Source organism: Trinickia fusca (genome assembly GCF_003628145.1).
Taxonomy (GTDB): Bacteria; Pseudomonadota; Gammaproteobacteria; order Burkholderiales; family Burkholderiaceae; genus Trinickia; species Trinickia fusca.
Window position 1 is genome coordinate 122,530 of the sequence record NZ_RBZV01000013.1, and the last position, 17,709, is coordinate 140,238.

Below are 17,709 nucleotides of genomic sequence, written 5' to 3' on the forward strand. Positions count from 1 at the left end.
GATGACCACTGGCGTCACCGGCGGAATCGTCACCGGAGGAATGACCACTGGCGTTACCGGCGGAATCGTCACCGGAGGAACGGTCACCGGCGTTACCGGCGGGATCGTCACCGGAGGAACGGTCACCGGCGTTACCGGCGGGATCGTCACCGGGGGAACGGTCACCGGCGTCACCGGCGGAGTCGTCACCGGCGGAGTCGTCACCGGCGGAGTCGTCACCGGAGGAACGATCACTGGCGTTACCGGCGGAGTCGTCGGATTGGCTGCGGTGACCTGCAAGTTGAACGTCGTGCTTGCCGCAAGCCCACCCAGATCCGTCGCCGTAATTTTCAGCGCGAGCGAACCCGCCGCCTGTGCGCTTGGCGTACCGCTGAAGGCTTGCTTGGCAGGATCGAACGTCAGCCAGCTCGGCAGCGGCGAGCCATCGGCCAGCGTTGCGCTGTAGCGCAGGGTATCTCCGGCGACAGCCTCGTTGAACAACGTGGTCGGCAGCGCGTAGCTCCACGCAGTTCCTGCAGCGATCGTCTGAGCAGCCTGCGTCTGCGTGACCGTCGGTGCCTGGTAAATCGGGTTGACTTGCAGATTCAGCGTCGTGCTGCTCGCCAGCCCCGCCGCCTCGGTAGCGGTGATCTTGACCGCAAGCGTGCCGGTGGTTGCATCGGTCGGCGTGCCGCTCAAGGTTTGCTTGATCGGATCGAAACGCAGCCAGGCCGGCAGCGGATCGCCATCCGCGAGCGTGGCCGTGTAAGCCAGCGCATCGCCAGCCGTCGCCGGCTTGAACATGCCAGCGGGAAGCGCGTATGCCCAGGCGCTGCCGGCCGCAGCCGTTTGCGACGCTAGCGGCGCACCGACCGTCGGCGCATGCGGATTGGCCGACACGTGCAGCGCCATCGCCATACTCGCTGTCTGGCCCGCGAGGTCGGTGGCGACGATTTTCAGCGCCAGGTCGCCCACATTCGCCGCGTCCGGGTTGCCCGAGAACGTCTGGCGTACTGCATCGAAGTGCAGCCACGCCGGCAGCGGATCGCCATTCGCGAGGGTGGCCGAAATCGTCACTGCATCGCCGGCCACAGGCGCGTTGAACAGGCCGCCCGGCAATGCATAGGACCACGCCGTGCTCGTCTGCGTCGACTGCGCGGCGATCGCCGTCTGGCTCGCCGTGACTGCCCCGTGATTGACGATCGACTCGATGACCGGAGCAGCGAACGTCTGCGAGCCCACCACGACCGCGCCCACGCCATTTCCGCCAAACTGGCCCGTGACGAGTACGCGACTCGCATTCGGCTGCCCAGCGTTCAACGTGACGATGAGATCGTTGCCTTGCGTGGCGAAGCGTACCGCGTCAGGCGTCACGCCTTGCAGCACGAGCGTGTCGTGCCGCCCGGCGCTTGCCTGGATCGTGTCGGTGCCGCCGCCCGCGTTGACGACGTAGGTGTTGCTTCCGCCGCCGCCGATCATCAAGTCGTCGCCCGACCCGGCGATCAACGTATCGTTGCCGTCGCCGCCGAGCAGCACGTCGTTGCCCGCGTTACCGGTCAAGACGTCGCCGTTGTTATTGGCGGTGGCGATGATGTCGCCCTTTCCAGTCAACGTCAGCTTGTTGACCGAATCCGGCAGAGCATAGTCCACCGACGATTGAATCGTCGCGACGCCTGCCGCATCGTGCGTCGTCGCCACACCGTTGTTGGAGCCGATGAGATGGGCATCGGCTCCCGAGCTCGTCGGCACGGGAACGGTCACGGCCGATGCGGGATCGGCGGCCGACGTCACCGGTGCGCTGACGACGCCGGCTTGGCCCGGCGCCGGAGCCGCGAACACGAAATCCGACGCACTGACTTGCGACGGGTCGAGTGAGTCGAGGTACGCCAGTTCGAGCGGCGCGGCGGCTGTGCCCAGCGACGTGCTGCCGATGCTCACGCCATGAATCTGCGCGACGCCGTTGATGGTCGCGCGGTTCTTCTGGGTGATGACGAGGTCGCCAAAGCTCGTGATGCCGAGCTGGCTCAGGTCGATCTTGTCGATGCCATGCTTGAAGCCTCGCAGCGCGTTCGCGAAGCTCGACACGCCGGTCTGCTTGGCAATGACGAAAGTATCGGACGTGGCGCTGTCGTGGCTATAGACGGTCCCCGCCAGCGAGCCGACGAGTTGCCCGTTGACCGTCGTGTAGCTGACGCCCTTGGCACCGCCCGCGAGGGTGACGACGCCCGTACCGCTCGGCGGCGTCGTGTTCGACGCACCGCTCTCGACATAAGCCGCCGGCGCGACGAACGTGTCCTGGAATGCGAACTGAGCCGCACCGATCGATGCAAGCGTCTGGTTCGTCAACACGATGCCTTGACCGTTGCCAAGGTCGACCTTCACGTCGGCCCCTTGCTGTGTCAAAACGAGATCGCCGAACTTCTTGCCCGCGAATCCGACGAGATCGATCTTCTCTCCGCGCGCGGCGTTGAAGTTGACGATCGTATCGAGCCCTGCGTCGCGCCGATGCACGACGAACAGATCCTTGCCCGCACCGCCGACAAGCTTGTTGTGCCCACGCCCGCCGTCGAGCAGCGCGTCCTGATCGTTGGCGACGAGCGTGTCGTTGCCGTCACCGCCGATGAGGTTCTGAATCGCGTTCGGATTCTTGATCTTCAACGCTGCTCCGCCGAGGCTGGCGTCGCCCGTCACAAGGTTGATCGTCGTATCGCCCGAGACAGCGGCTGCATCGATCGTGTTGCGGCCGCCCGCGGTGGCGTCGAGCACCGCACGCCCGGCGTTCGCGAGGGCGGCGGTCTTGTACTCGTCCGTGTAGAAGTACGTGTGGTCGGCACCGGCCTTGGTGCCGTAGAGCCGCAGCGCCCACTTGTTGAGGTTCACCGGTTGCCCCGTGGCCGCGTCGGTCACTTGCAGCGTCCAGTTGCCGCCCGACGTCTCGCCCCAGTCGTGCGTGGACATGAACGTGTACTTGAACGCACCCGATTGGGTGCTGCCGACATCCGCAGCGCTCGCACCGGCAGTCCCATTGGGAATCTTTCCTTCGCGATTGAGCAGGATGCTCTGCGTGCCGTCCGGCGCGATCAGCTTCACGGTCAGGTCGCCCAAGCGGCCGACGGTTGCATCGAGGTCGATTTCGACGTGCTCGACGTTCAAGCCGGCGTTCATCGCCAGGCTCGAGGTGAGCGTTGCACCCGCGGCTGCCGTCTGCGCGAGCGCGCCGCTCGTCGCCGAATACACCATTTCGTTGGCGCCCGTTTGCTGCGTCATCCACGATTCGGCCAGACGCACGGCCGCACGCGCGTCGACTTCGCCGAAGCCGTAGTCGTTGCTCGTGTGCAAGCCGCCGCCGTTCCAGTTGTTCGCGCCGTTGTCGCTCCACTGCGTCGCCGAATCGTTCACGCGGCGCGCCGACAGGGCAAGGATCTCTTGCACGTCGCGGTAGCCGAGATTCGGGTTCGCCTGCAGCATCAACGCCACGATGCCCGATACGATCGGCGTGGCGAAGCTCGTGCCCTGCATGTCGCTGTAGTTGCTCCCGAACGTCGAGCCCTGATCGGTGACGACGATCTGGCTCGTGCTGACGACGTTGCTGCCGGGCGCCGACACGAGCAGGCTGGCGCCCGGGTTCGAGAACGGCGCCGAGCCGATTTGCAGCGTCGACAAGTCGCCCTGCGCATTGATTGCGCCGACCTCGATGGAGAAGCGATTGTTGTTCGTGAGCGAGCCCTCGGCATTGCCGCCCGTCTCGCGCGCATTGCCGCCCGCCGCCACGATGACCGTGCCGAGGCCGCCGCGACCGTTGTCCGCCGCGTATTGCGCGTTCGACGTCAGCATGCTCGCGGTGTTGATCGAGCCGTCTTGCAGATTGCTCAGTCCGAAGTCGTGATCGAAATCCCAGCTGTTGTTCGCGATGTCGTAGCTGACCATATGGCCGAGGCCGCTCAGATCGCTGCCGTTGTTGGCCAGATAGTAGCCGGCGAGCTTCGCGTCATAGGCCACGCCCACGCCGCCGCTGCCGTTGTTCGCGGCCACCATCACACCGGCGACCATCGTCGCGTGATTCGACGTCGTCGTGGGCAGCGTGCCGTTGGCCTTTTGCGTTGCCAGCCAGGCCGGGTCGACGTTCGGCGCGAGATCGGGGTGGTTGTAGTCGAAGATCTCCGGCCCGACGGCGAATTTGCCGCCCGGCTCGAATTGACCGATATGCACGCCCTTGCCCGTGTAGTCCTTCCAGACCGGCAGGACGTTCGTGTCGCTCAGATACCACTCTTGCGCGACCAGCGGGTCAAGCGGCACCTCCGGCGTCAGCAGCGTCGCGGTGGCCCGCATCGGCGCGGTCTGACCGTTTGCCAGGCTTTGCACCGTCGCAGAAGCATGACCGGCCGCGTCCGCCACGCTGAACTTGAAGCTCATGATGCCCGTGAACGTCGAGTCGGGCGTGAACAGCACGTCGCCAGCCGGCGTCAGGCTCGCCGTACCGCCGATCGCGTCGCCGACCGATGTCAGGTGAAGCGGCCCTTCGCTATTCAATCGTTGGGCGTTCGCAAGCAACTGGGACGCCGCGATCAGATGCGGTTGCGTGTGATCGAACGTCTTGCCGTTGCCGTCCGCCGTCAACGCGCTCGCGACCGGCATGGGGTTCGGCAGCGTCAGATCGACGGCCGAGATGTCAGCGAAATTGAGTTTCTGGATGTTCTTCAGAAACACCGTCCCGTCGCGGTTCGGGATCTTGTCCGCGACCCAGTAGCCGTCGTCGGCCTTGACGATCCGATAGTCACCATAGCTGCCATGGAACGTGACGACGTTCGTTCCGCCGCCGCCGTCGATGACGGCATTGCCTCGCCCCACCGTGATCACGTCGTCGCCGGCACCGCCATAGATGTGATCGGCTCCGCCGCCCGCGCTGATGACGCTGCCGCCTGCCGCGCCGTAGATGGTGTCGCCGTTGGGGCCGGCGTAGATGACGGCCTTGCCGGTGCCGCCGATGATCGTGTTGTGCCCCGAGCCACCGACGATCACGTCGTTGCCTGCGCCGCCGATCAGCGTGTCGTTGCCCGAGCCGCCCTTGATGAAGGCGCTCTTGCGCCCGCCGCTCATGATGACGTCGTCGCCACGTCCGCCTTCGGCGATCGTGAGGTTCGCTTTCGCCATGTTCAGCGCCATGCCTTGATCGCCGACGATGATCGCGGTTTCGCGGCCGGTGCCACCGTGAATGTTTTCCTGCTTGTCCTTCGCGCTGATGACGAATACGTCGTCGCCGGCGCCGCCGATATAGGTGTTGCTGCCGCCCCCGCCGACGAGCCAGCTGCCGGTCGGCGCCGCGATCAGCGTGTCGTTGCCGCTACCGGCGTAGATATTGCTGACGCCGAGCTTGCCGGCATCGAGGGTTTCGTTTGCGGTGCTCGTGCTCGTGTAGGCCGTGGTGGTCGCCTTGCTCGTCGTGGAGGTGACCTTCGTGCCGCTGCCTTCCTGGGTGAACGTGCTGCTGACAGGATCGCCGAGGAAATCGACTGCCAGCGCTTCCTGCGTCTTGCCGTTCATCGTGAACGCGCCGTGTGCGAGCACTTCGTTGCCGTCGCGTGTCTCGCCGAGCGCGGCCTTCATCGCATTCACGTTGATCTGGGTGATGCCGAGCTGATCGAGCGTCTTGAGCTCGCCGGCACCTACCTTGCCGTCGTGGTTCGCATTGACCCAGACGCGCAGCTTGCTCCAGATCGGATCATTCTTGTCGATCACGCCGTCGTGGTTCTTGTCCTCGCTGGCGAGCGCATCGAAGCCGTCCTTGAACGGCGTCTGGCCCGGCCCGCCATTCGTGCCGGCCTTGCCGCCATAGTATTCGGAGAACATCTGGCTGACGTCCTTGATCTGGCCGCTGCCGTCGTCGACGACGAGCATGCCCGTCTTGCGGTCAGCCCAACCGGTGCGTTTCAGCGTGCCGCTGTGATCGGTGTCGAAGAGGACGCCGTCGGCGATGCTCGTCATATGAGCGCCATCGCCGGTGAGGTCGAGCAGAATCGGATCGACGTAGGTGTTGTACGTCGTCATCGCCGACAGGCCGTTCAGCGTCGCGGCGTTGAAGAGGCCGCCGTTCGACTCGCCGCCGCTGAGCGGCTCGATATGGAATTGCGACAGATAGTTGTTCGGCCGCGCGTTCGGATCGAGCTGGATCTCGCCGGGACGCACGCCGCCCGACGTCAGGCTGCCCATCTGCGAGGAAGCGAAGTCGGTGTTGTTCAGCGTGTTGTTCGAGAACGAAATGCTGCTGGTGGGCGTCTGCGAAACGTAGCCGTTCGAGGCGTTTTGCGCGAGCTGGTTTTCGTTCTGGATCTGGGTTTGCGGCTGGGGGTTGGGGGTGATGTTGATGTCGACGAGGTTGGTGACTGGCGCATTCGATGGAGGCAAATGGAAGTCGGCTGACAGCTTCGCGGCATCACTCGCGATTGCCGCCGCATCATCCGGGTGGGACACAACATCGGTCTCCGTCTGAACGATGTCGGACCACGTTGGCGTAAAGTTGATGCCACCACCAGTCGTCGTGCTAACCGGCTGAAAGATCATCCCGCCGCCCTCGGGTTGCGGATCGAACAAACATTCCATGATGGTGAGCTTGTCCATGCTGCCCGCCATCGCCCAGTTTTTGCTGTCGCTCAAATAGTGAGCCGTCGCTTTTGCGGCGGAGAGGAAGCCCGTGGCAATCGCTTGGCAATCACGCGTATAGGGGCTGCTGGTATCGATGTGGTAATCGGAGAGATAGGTCTCATCATTCAACGTATTCCCCGTAAACAGCGTGCCGCCCCAAATCGCGTAATCCAGGTGCGTGTCTGGGTAGGTCTGCTGAATCAAGCGAAGACCAGAGCCCGCATCGATCTCGACGATATTTTTCGGCAAGAACTTGGTGGTATCGAATACTCCAAGATAGAGCTGATCAAACACCGTTGTTGCGATCGTGTTGGATACCCTCTGAAACAGCTTGTCATCGAGAGTTGCGCCCTCCGATTTCGCCGCCGCAAACATATAGTTGTAAATCCACGTCCCCGCCGGGCTGGGCGAAAACAATTGGACATTGACGAGCCCTGCCTGCGAAAACCAGTTTATCGTCCCTCGGTCGATATCGCTCCTACCTTTGATATCGGCATAAATTGCCTTGTAGGCGTTCAAATAATTTATATTTTTATCGCCCGGACCAACATTCCTCGCAATGTTGATCAGATCGACGGTGCTCGAGCTGAGATTGAATTGTGTCATTTATTATTTCCAGCAGAAAATGAATCAATAAATTTACGCAGACCCTCGTTTACTTCCGACGCATCAGCAAGCTCCTCGTTACGAGTAAAATAGTAAGAAATAAAACTACCCGACCCAATTCGCTCGACGTGATGGCAGATTGCGTTACGCACACCTCGAATATCATTAACAATGCAATCAAAAAAAATCATTTCCCCCTTGAATTTTTTTCGATAATATTCAACGCGCGCATCATCGGGGCCGACCTCAAACAACTCAAACCCGTAGGGCCCACGCTTGGGATATCGATTACGAGAGTCAAACGTCTCTTCGCTCGTGTAGAAATCATCGACCATGACAATCTCATAGATGCGGCAGCGGATCTTTCGCAACATGCAATCTTGGGTATCTGGCCCAAACGGCTTAAATCCCGGATACACGACCCGCAGCGACACCGTCCCTTGCGGGCCTCCGCGCCAATTGGTCATTTGAAAGATGTAGTTTCTCGGCATCCGATAGTGACCACTACCGACGGAAAACTCCACGGGCGTGGTATCCGCCGACATCGCATCATCAAATATTCCGGCCCGCGAAACTCCGATATTCGCGAGCAAAACGGCAATCAGGGCGAGGCAACGAATAGCCGATCCAATCCTCATTGTTCCCACCTTCCTTTTTAATCAATCAACACACCTTCACAACAAACGACGAGACCAACCCGGAAACCTTTTCAATCATTTCACGCAACCGACCGAGATACTTCAAATGAAAACCTATCGATAGCCTGTAGAGCGCATTCGACTTTCCCGCCGCGATCTCGATCCCGCAAATCGGCCTCGGCTGAGATACTTCACAATCCATTTTTCTGGTCGCATTGCCACCCTCATTCCATTCGATATATGTGTCGCGCACCTCCAACCTCGAGGAATTCTTGCCCCCAGCGCCACCCGGATATCGAGTAACCTTTCTCATACCCAGAACATGACAACCAGGACAGTCTGGCGAGCGGAACCCAGCTGGAATCGGAATACTTTCGTACTTGACCGCAGGATGCTTACTCGATTCATCCTTATCCGAGAAAAACCAGGAAACCTGGCTATTTATATAGTCCCAGCCAACCTTACCAATTTCGAAGTCGATCTGCTCATCGAGCAAATACCCGCCACCCTTTTGCATTTTGTCGACCACAGCGGGATCGATAATGCTCGCCATAGTCGGATAGATCGCCCCGAAGACGAACGAGTCGCTATGCCTGGGCGGCAACGCCCCCTCAATCGGCGAAACGTAGTTCTGAGGAAATCGCATATAAACCACGCGCCCCTTCAGCTTTCCATCCGGATAAAAGAAGGCATCCCGCTTCCCATCCCAGTCGGTGATCGGCGGCAAGTCCTTCCGAACACCCGCCGGAATCGCGTTCGGATCGAAGTGCGACACGCGCTCCGGCTCCATGTCGAGGGGCATACCCGTGACAATGGACGCGAGCCTGGTCACGCCGAAGCCCATCACAACGAAGATCACGAGCGCCGCCACCGACAACCCAATCAACACCTTGCGCATTACCGCTCCCTCAAGCTTTCCGAACCGTATTCGATCAACGGGCTCAAGAAGTACTCCGCCACGCGCCGCTTCCCGGTTTTCACTTCAACCGTCACCGCCATCCCCGGCGCGAGATTGACCCACCGCCCCTCGATGCGAAGCCGATTCGTCGGCAGCTGTACGCGGATCGGATAAACGAGGCCCTGCTTTCGGTCCTGGGTCGCATCGTTCGGCACCTTGGCGACCTTGCCCGTCAGATAGCCGTAACGCGTGTAGGGAAACGTGTCGATCTTCACGACGGCGTCCTGCCCCGGCCGCACGAACCCGACGTCCTTGTTCTCGAGATTCGCCTCGACCTCGAGCGTGTCGTCGGGCACGATTTCCATCAGCGCTTGGGCCTGCGTCACCACGCCGCCCGTCGTATGCACGGCAAGCTGCTGAACCGTGCCGGTGACGGGCGCCGTCAGCACCATGCGGCGCGCACGCTGCCCCGCCTTCGTTTCCTCCGCGCTCAGTTGCGGCAACTGCTGCTGCGCCTGATTCATGACATCGAGTTGCTCGCGGCGAAATTGCGCGGCGGTCGCCTCGATCGTGCGCCGCTGCTCCGTCACCGCAGCCCTCAACTCGTTCGCATGGCTTTGCTGCACACGCAGCTCCTGCTCCTGCTCGATGCGGGCCTGTTCCTTTTCCAGGTAGTCCTGGCGCGACACGTATTGCTCGGCGACAAGTGCCCGATACGACTCCGCACGCTCCCGCGCAAGCGGCGCGGTCTGACTCAGTTTGTCGATCTGCCGCTGCGTCGTCGTCAGCTCATCGTCGCGCTTGGTCAGCTCGGCTTGAAGCTCTTCGACCTTGCGGCGGTATTCCATGTACTGACCGTCGGCAAACCGCTGCGCCTCGTCCAGCCGCGCAGCAGGCAGCCCCGTCACCGGCTCGACCTTCGGCGGCACGTTGTGCGCTTGCGCCGCCAACACTGCCGTAGCCCGAGCCACCGTCAATTCGGCGTCGAGCCGGGCGGCCTGCGTCTTCGCGACATCGGCTTGCGCCTGGGTCACGTCGAGCTCGACCAGACTTTGTCCGGCCTTCACGCGTTGCCCGTTTTCGACGAGGATGCTGCGCACGATCCCGGTATCGAGCGGCTGAACCACCTTGACGTGCTCATTGGGCAAGAGCTTGCCCTTGGCCGTCGCGACGATGTCGAGCTTGCCGAATATCGACCACAGCAGCGTCAAGCATGCGAACGCGAGCAACGCCCGCATCGTCCACTTCGGCGCCGGATGGACGGGCGTCTCCACCAACTCCAAATGAGCAGGCAGAAATGCAAGCTCGTGCGCGAGCCGCCGCTCGCCGTCGAGTTCATGTCGCACTCGCCACGCGGCACGGAACACCGCCCCATAGCGCTTAAGAAGCTCGTAAAGAGCTGAGAATCGATCGTTCATCGGTCTTCAAGCCGCTTGCAGTTCGACGAGGCGCGCGTAATAGCCGCCCCGCTCGATGAGTTCGTCGTGCGGGCCGATCTCGACGATCTGCCCCTTGTCCATCGCCACGATCCGGTTCGCGTGCCGCACGGCCGAGAGCCGGTGAGCAATGACGATCACCGTGCGTCCCGCGCAGATCGCGCGCATGTTGTTCTGGATCGCGCGCTCCGATTCGGAGTCGAGCGCACTCGTCGCTTCGTCGAAGATCAGGATGCGCGGGTTGCCCATCAGCGCACGGGCAATCGCGACACGCTGCCGCTGCCCGCCCGACAAGCCGGCGCCATGCTCGCCGACTACCGTGTCGTAGCCTTGCGGAAACTCGATGATGAAATCGTGGGCGCCGGCCAGCTTCGCGGCCTCGATCACGGCATCGAGCGGTTGCGACGGATCGGAGAGCGCGATGTTTTCGCGAATCGTCCGGTTGAAGAGCAGGTTTTCCTGCAGCACCACCCCGACCTGTCGCCGCAGCCAAGCGGGATCGGCGAGCGCGAGGTCAATGCCATCGATGCGAATCCGGCCGGCTTCGGGCACGTAGAGCCGCTGCAAGAGCTTGGTCAACGTACTCTTGCCCGAGCCGGAGCGACCGACCACGCCAACGACCTCCCCGGCGGCGATCTCGAGCGTCACGCCCTTGAGCACCTCGGGGGCATCGGGTTGATAGCGGAAGCGGATGTCCTCGAACGCGATGTCGCCGCGCAACTGAGGCAACGCTTGCCGGCTTTGCGGCACTTCGGTGCGCGTGTTGAGGATGTCGCCGAGCCGCTGCATCGAAATGCCGACCTGCTGAAAGTCTTGCCACAGTTGCGCGAGCCGCAGCACCGGCGAGGCGACATGGCCGGCAAGCATGTTGAAGGCAATCAACTGACCGACGCTGAGCTTGCCGTCGATGACGAGCCGCGCGCCGATCCAGAGCGTCAAGAGCGTCACGAGCTTGCCGATCATCTGGATGCCTTGTTGGCCGAGGTTGGCGAGACTCGTGACCCGGAACCCCGCGCTGACATAGCTCGCCAGCTGCTGATCCCATTTGCGGGTGAACTGAGGCTCCACCGCCATCGCCTTGACCGTCTCGATGCCCGAAACCGTTTCGACGAGGAACGACTGGTTGTCTGCACCGCGCGCGAATTTCTCGTCGAGGCGGCCTCGTAGCACGGGCACGATCAGCATCGAGATCGCGACATAGCAGGGCATCGACGCCGCGACGATCGCCGTGAGCTTCACGCTGTAGAAGCACATCGTCGCGAGGAACACGACGGAGAAGACGACGTCGATCGAGGCGGTCAGCGCCTGGCCGGTCAGGAAGTTGCGGATGTTCTCGAGTTCGCGCACGCGCGCGACGGTGTCACCCACGCGGCGCGCGGCGAAATACGGCAACGGCAGATCGAGCAGGTGCCGGAACAATTTCGCGCCGAGCTCGACGTCGATGCGATTGGTCGTATGCGAGAACACATAGGTCCGCAACCCGCTCAGCAGCACCTCGAACGCGGAGCATACGAGCAGAGCGATACAGATGACATCGAGCGTCGTGAGGCCGCGATGCACGAGCACCTTATCCATCACGACCTGAAAGAACAGTGGCGTGATCAGCGCGAACAGCTGAATGGCGAACGACACGCCAAGCACTTCCAGCAATAGGCGCCGATACTTGACGACGGCCGGAATGAACCACGAGAAGTCGAAGCGCTGCAATTGGCCGACGAGCGACGCGCGTGAGGCGATCAGGATCACGCGCCCCGTCCAGCGCGCTCGCAATGCGTCCAACTCGACGATCTCTGGCCCCGCTGCTCGCGGATCCTGGATCAAGATCTTGTCCGCCTCCGCTCTGGCGACCACAAAGTGATGCCCGTCCTTGCCTAGTGCGATGCACGGGAGTGCCAACTTCGAGAGACGCGCGGGCTCCACGCTCACGCAGCGCGCCTTCAGTTCGAGCGCTTTTGCGGCGAGCAATAGATCGGGCTCCGCGAACGCCTGGCCATGCAGGCCTGCACGTTGGCGAATCTGCGCGGGATCGGCCGCGATCCCATGAAAGCGGGCCAGGACCACGAGTGCCCAAAGCCCTGGGTCGTTTGGCGTGACGGCGTTGTCGGTCATCGAATTTCTTAGGTGATTTTGACGGCTCAGTTCAGCGCGATTCGCCACATCCCCAGCCGCCCGAGCTTGGCGGCGAGCTGGAGTCGGGCGGATCGCCAATCGGTGAGCGCCTTGATGCGTTCTTCCTTCGCGGTAGCCAAAGAAGATTGAGTAGAAAGCAGTTCGAGCACGTTGCCGACACCCGCCGTATAGCGATGCTGCGCAGCCGAGTAGGAGCGCTCCGCGAGGTTCTGCAATGCGGCGCTGTTGGTCAGGTTGGTCGTTGCCGTCTGCAACGCTTGATAGGCGGTCCAGACATCCAGGCCGACCTGCTGCTCGGCTTCGTCGAGCGTCTCGCGTTGCAGTTCGATCTGGGCCTTGGCTTCCTTGACCTGATAGACGCGGCTGAACCCTTCGAATAGCGGAATCTGGACCTGCACACCGAAGTACCAGTCATGACCGGTCGCGGGATACTGCGGAATGCCGAGCCCGAGGCTCGCCGGTTGATTGTTGCGGCTGTACTTCGCGACGAAGCTCAGGCTTGGCAAGCCTTCGGCGAAGGTTTCCTTTTCCTTCGCAATCGCCGCATCGAGTTGTGCCTGTGCGGCGCGCACGCTCGGATGCGTTCGTCTTGCTTCGTTGATCAGCGCGGCAATCGATTCCTTGAAGTCGCCATCTGCCGAGATCCCCTCCCCGACTACAGGCAGGGTGATCGGCGTAGCGGGCTCGAACGCCATGTCGGCCGCCAGCACGCCCAACGCCGCTTGAAGCTCGCCCTCGGCCTTGGCCCGGCTGTAAACCGCTTGCGCATGCGATGTTTGCGCCTGTAACTCGTCGCTGATCGGCGCAACGCCCTTATCCACCCTCGCCGTAGTCGCAACGACCGTGTCCTGCGCCGCGCGTTCGATCTCGCTGGCCGCGGCCAGATTTCCTTGAGCCGCCTGAGCGGCGTAGTAGTCCTTCGCGACCTGGGCGAAGACAGCTTGAAGCACGGCATCATGGTTCGCCTGCGCGGCGGCAAGCAACGACGACGCGTTTTGCAGCGCCGCCGATCGCCCGCCGAAGTCGTAAAGCACCCAGCTCAGCGACAGGCTCTCGGATCGCACGTTCGACCGTTGACTCGAGCTCAGCGCCGGATGGTCGGTCACGTCGGTGGCCGAGATATCGCGGACGTCCTGCCAGGAGCCCGACAAGGTGGGTAAATACGCCGCGCGCCTGACGCCCACGCCGGCCGCCTGAATCTTGATGTTCGTCCAGGCCTCGCGCGTTTTCGGATTGCCGCATAGCGCCCGCTCGACGGCATCCTTCAGCTCGAGCGGCTGGTGAAGCGAATCGAAATGGCAGGTTTGGTCCCGATCGAGAAGCGCACCACCCGGTGTCGCCGGCACGGTGGTTTCCGTGCGAAGCATGTCGAATGCCATTGCCGGCTTCGCGACGGGAAGAAAGAGGAATGGCGCGATGCTAATGGCCAATAGCGCACGCTCGATACGGCCGTTTGTTCTACCAATAGTCAAATGCAAGCCGCCGAACCTGCGACGGCACCCCCGGTCGATTGTGTAGCTCATTAATAATTGGAATCTTTATTCGATTCTTCACCGCATTGCGAGAAAGGTTCTTATGTTTCGCCAGGGGCAACCAATTGCCACTCAGCCTCTCCCCTCCAATCGCACGGCGCACAAGGCACCGACAATCATCATACAACATCGACATTAAGATTCCACGGGTTTACTCGTATCGTAAACTTTTGTCGAGATTCGCAATTTTTTGTGCATATCCGCCATGCAATTCCTGAAGCCATGGCGATTTACAAGTCATCTTGACCATGCTCTAATCCGCCGACCACGATCTGGCAGCCCATTACCCAATGAGAAAGCTAAAAGCGACGTTTATGGGGGTGCTTCTGACGTCGACTTTCATAGCGGCGTCACAATGCCATGCAGAAGTGATCTATCAAGCCAAGGGCTTTAACAAGGTGCCATGGACCAAGGCATCCGGTGAGACCTTGTCCCCACCGCTCTGGCTCAAGTTGGACGTCGAAACCGCCAATCGGAAATTCGTCGTGCCGGATTTTGTCGCGAATGACGCGACTGCCATGAGGCTCGCGTTTTCTTACAAAAGCATCGATCAGCGAGTCCAGGGTCTTGAGCGAGTCGGGTGCAATCTCGGCACGGGCCGGCGAAAGCGCGTCATTCCCGTGACCGCGAATTTATACGCCTTGAAGAACGGGCTACCGATGTTGATCTGGACAGGTCATGAAGACACATCGCTATGCCATGGCTATACGCAATTGGAAACCGACGTAACCCTCGACAACCTCCCAAACGTGGCTATCGGAAAGCACTACTCGCTATCGGTGGAGGTCACCGATAGCCACCCCGAATTCAAAGCAGAAGGTGTTGAAGTTTATTTTCTCCTGTCGCACTCCAACCACCCCAACTAAAAGAAGGGTTGCCAGATGCCGTACACCATTACCATTCACATGTCCGCGCCGTTTACGAAGGAATCAGATGGTGCGACTTCGCCTACCGGGCACATGTGGTACTCGATCGACGACGGAAAGGGACGAGTGGACTCGTTCGGCTTCGCGCCGAGCGACGACTTCAATGGCATGAATTACAACGGGCAACCCTTCGCCCCTGGCAAAGTCTATACGGATGACATTGGCCGGTATGTCGATAAAAATGCCGTGACCGGTGGTTCGAGCATCAACACCCAGACGTACCCGATCAGCGACCAGCAATATCGCGCGCTTCTGGATTACGGCCAAAACCCGGATAAATACGGCTTCGATTCCAGCACCTATAACGGCGCATCGAACAACTGCATCAACTTCACCTGGACCGCACTCCAGGCTGCCGGCCTCAATCCGACGGGCTACCAAGGAGAGTCGCTCCCGATTCTCAACAAGGACGATGTAGCCTTCAACATGTCCGTCGTCGAATTCGCCAACAACTACTTGGCCGATCAACAAGATCGCATGGCTCTCGAAAAAGTATTGCTTGGGCAATACGGCGACAACCAGGCTGCATGGAACGGGATCGACCGTCAGTTCAACAAATTGATGGAGGATCTGAGCAAGGCCGCCGCGGCGGACCATATGAAGCTCGGCGACTACCTCAAGCATCAGTTCTCCGACGAGATCGCCAAGGGCGAAGCGTGGCTGAAGCACACCGGGCAGCGCATCGAAGACATCGTGCGCGGCGTCGGCCGCTCGATGGACTCGCTGATCACTTCGCTGCAGCACCTCTTTCATGCCGCACTGCGCCCCATGGATCCGCTCGTGCTCGATCTCGCCGGCACGGGCATCAAGACCGTCGGCATCGACGCCGGCGCGCATTTCGATTACAACGGATCGGGCTTTGCGCAGCAGACCGCATGGGTGACGCCCGATGAGGGCATTCTGGTGCTCGACAAGCGAGGCGATGGAAACATCACCGGCGACGAACTGATCGGCAACACCGGAACGGACGGCACGGCAGCCGGGGCAAACGGTTTCATCACGCTGGCCTCGCTCGACGTGAACAAGAATGGCGTCATCGACGCGCGAAGCCCCGCCTTCAACCAGCTGCGTGTTTGGATCAACGCGAGCGGCGACGGGAAATCGAAGCCGAGCGAGCTCAAAACGCTGAGCGAGTTGGGCATTACGTCCATCAGCCTCGCGCACACTGGCGAGAGCGTCACCGACGCCAACGGAAACATGCATCTCGCGATCGGCTCGTTCACGACGGCCGACGGCAAGACGCACACGATGGAAGACGTGTGGCTCAACGTCGACACAGCGAGAACCATCAACACCACCCAGGTTCCCGTGACCGCGGCCATCGCCGCATTGCCGGACGTAGCCGGCTTCGGCAACATCGCGAGCCTGCATACGGCGATGTCGCGGGATACGACCGGGCAGTTGCAATCGCTGGTCCAGGCATTTATCGGCACGACGGACCCGGCCAAACGCGCCCAGGTGCTGACTGACCTGCTTTATACGTGGGCGGGTGTGGAGAAGAACGATCCGCACGGTCGCGACAACAACATTTATCACCACGTCATCGATGCCCGCAAAGTCGAAACGCTCGAAGCATTCATGGGGCAGCGCTATGCGGTCAACTACGGAGCCGGCGCCGATCCGAACCCACGGCACGCGGGCGCCGACCTGCTGTCCTCTGCCTTCGATCAACTCGCGGCGTCCGTCGGGGGGCAAATCCTCGCTCAAACGGAACTGAAGGATCTCTATGCGCAAGTGGGCATATCGGTGGGCGCGAATGGGAAATTGACCGTCGACGTATCGGAGGTGGTCGCCACGCTCGGACAGTCGTACCAAAGGGATCCGGCCGCCGCCACCAACCTCATCGCCGACTTGGGCAAGAGCCTGAAGACGGCCGGCGACTGGGGCCAAGACGTCATCAAGGCCTTGCGTGCGCAAGGCAACGTCAGCAGCCAGGGATTTTCTCGTCAGTTGGCGGCGTTGGGCGCCACCGTGACCATTGCCGACGCGACGCACCTTGATATTCAAGGGCTCAACGGCACCGATAACTTTCTTATCGGGGTCGACAAAGCGACCGTTCGTGCGAGCGACGGCACTGACACATTAATGGCCGGCGCGGGAAATGAGACGCTGATCGGCGGCGCTGGGCTCGACACATTCATCGTTCCGGCAGGCGTTGGCAAGGTTACGCTCAGCGAGGCTTACAAGCCCGGCGGCATCAATCACGACATCGTTCAGATCAGCGATGGAATTTCCGCGGCACAGACGCGCGTCTATCGCGATATGTCGAACAACCTTGTCCTGGTGTTCGGCGAAAACAGCCAGTTGACGATCGAGGCGTACTTTTCCAGCGCAAGCTACCAACCGACAATTTGCTTCGCCGACGGCTCGGTCTTGGACTACAAGGCCATTGCCGATCGGTTGGTGTTCGCCGACACGAGTGCCGGCCACCAATGGCTTTACGGCCTGCAGGGCGTGAATAACCGCATCGTCGGCGCCGCCAGCGACACGCTCATTGCCGGCAACCTGAACGACACGATCACAGCGGGCAAGGACAACACCATCAATGCCGGCGCCGGTACCGACACGTTCATCGTCAATCAGGGTACAGGGCACGTGACGCTGAACGAGGCCTACAACAAGACCGGCGGCATGAATCAGGATGTGGTGCAGCTAGGTGTCGGCATCACCGCGGCCGGCACGCAGATCGCACGCGACCTGTCGAACAACCTCGTCCTCTCCTTCGGCAACGGCGATCAGCTCACCATCTCGGGATACTTTGACCAAGCATCACGTCAACCCAAGCTCGTCTTCGCCGATGGCACGAGCTGGGACTACAAGAGCATTACAGATCGGTTGGTGTTCACCGATACGAGCGCCGGCAGCCACTGGCTATACGGCCTGCAAGGCGTGAACAACCGTATCGTCGGCGCCGCCAGCGACACG

Annotated in this window: 8 protein-coding genes; 2 read left to right on the forward strand and 6 right to left on the reverse strand. The window is 61.3% G+C overall.

The window, feature by feature from the left end; genetic code table 11:
- From D7S89_RS23040 to D7S89_RS23065, 6 genes are all read right to left on the reverse strand, one after another.
- Positions 1 to 6,867 (reverse strand): putative Ig domain-containing protein (locus tag D7S89_RS23040; RefSeq protein ID WP_220702196.1); only part of this gene is annotated, 6,867 nt, incomplete at its 3' end.
- Positions 6,868 to 7,220: 353 nt separating this feature from the next.
- Complete coding sequence (locus D7S89_RS23045) at positions 7,221 to 7,862, reverse strand: hypothetical protein (RefSeq protein WP_121281184.1); 642 nt, start codon at positions 7,860 to 7,862, stop codon at positions 7,221 to 7,223.
- Between the two features lie 25 nt (positions 7,863 to 7,887).
- The gene (locus D7S89_RS23050) at positions 7,888 to 8,760 is read right to left on the reverse strand and encodes a hypothetical protein (RefSeq protein ID WP_121281185.1); all 873 of its coding nucleotides are present in this window, start codon (positions 8,758 to 8,760) and stop codon (positions 7,888 to 7,890) included.
- Complete coding sequence (locus tag D7S89_RS23055; RefSeq protein WP_121281186.1) at positions 8,760 to 10,178, reverse strand: HlyD family type I secretion periplasmic adaptor subunit; 1,419 nt, start codon at positions 10,176 to 10,178, stop codon at positions 8,760 to 8,762. Before D7S89_RS23055 ends, D7S89_RS23050 begins: the two co-directional genes overlap by 1 nt.
- 6 nt (positions 10,179 to 10,184) lie before the next feature.
- Positions 10,185 to 12,305: a type I secretion system permease/ATPase gene (locus tag D7S89_RS23060; protein WP_121281187.1), complete on the reverse strand. Its 2,121-nt coding sequence runs from the start codon at positions 12,303 to 12,305 to the stop codon at positions 10,185 to 10,187.
- Between the two features lie 26 nt (positions 12,306 to 12,331).
- Positions 12,332 to 13,693, reverse strand: a complete 1,362-nt coding sequence (locus D7S89_RS23065; RefSeq protein ID WP_245983158.1) for a TolC family protein — start codon at positions 13,691 to 13,693, stop codon at positions 12,332 to 12,334.
- Positions 13,694 to 14,148: 455 nt separating this feature from the next.
- Here D7S89_RS23065 and D7S89_RS23070 point away from each other — a divergent pair, with 455 nt between their 5' ends.
- Together D7S89_RS23070 and D7S89_RS23075 are read left to right on the forward strand one after the other, a co-directional pair.
- Complete coding sequence (locus tag D7S89_RS23070; protein WP_121281188.1) at positions 14,149 to 14,724, forward strand: hypothetical protein; 576 nt, start codon at positions 14,149 to 14,151, stop codon at positions 14,722 to 14,724.
- 15 nt (positions 14,725 to 14,739) lie between these two features.
- On the forward strand, positions 14,740 to 17,709 hold a 2,970-nt coding region (locus D7S89_RS23075), incomplete at its 3' end, for a calcium-binding protein (RefSeq protein ID WP_147426746.1).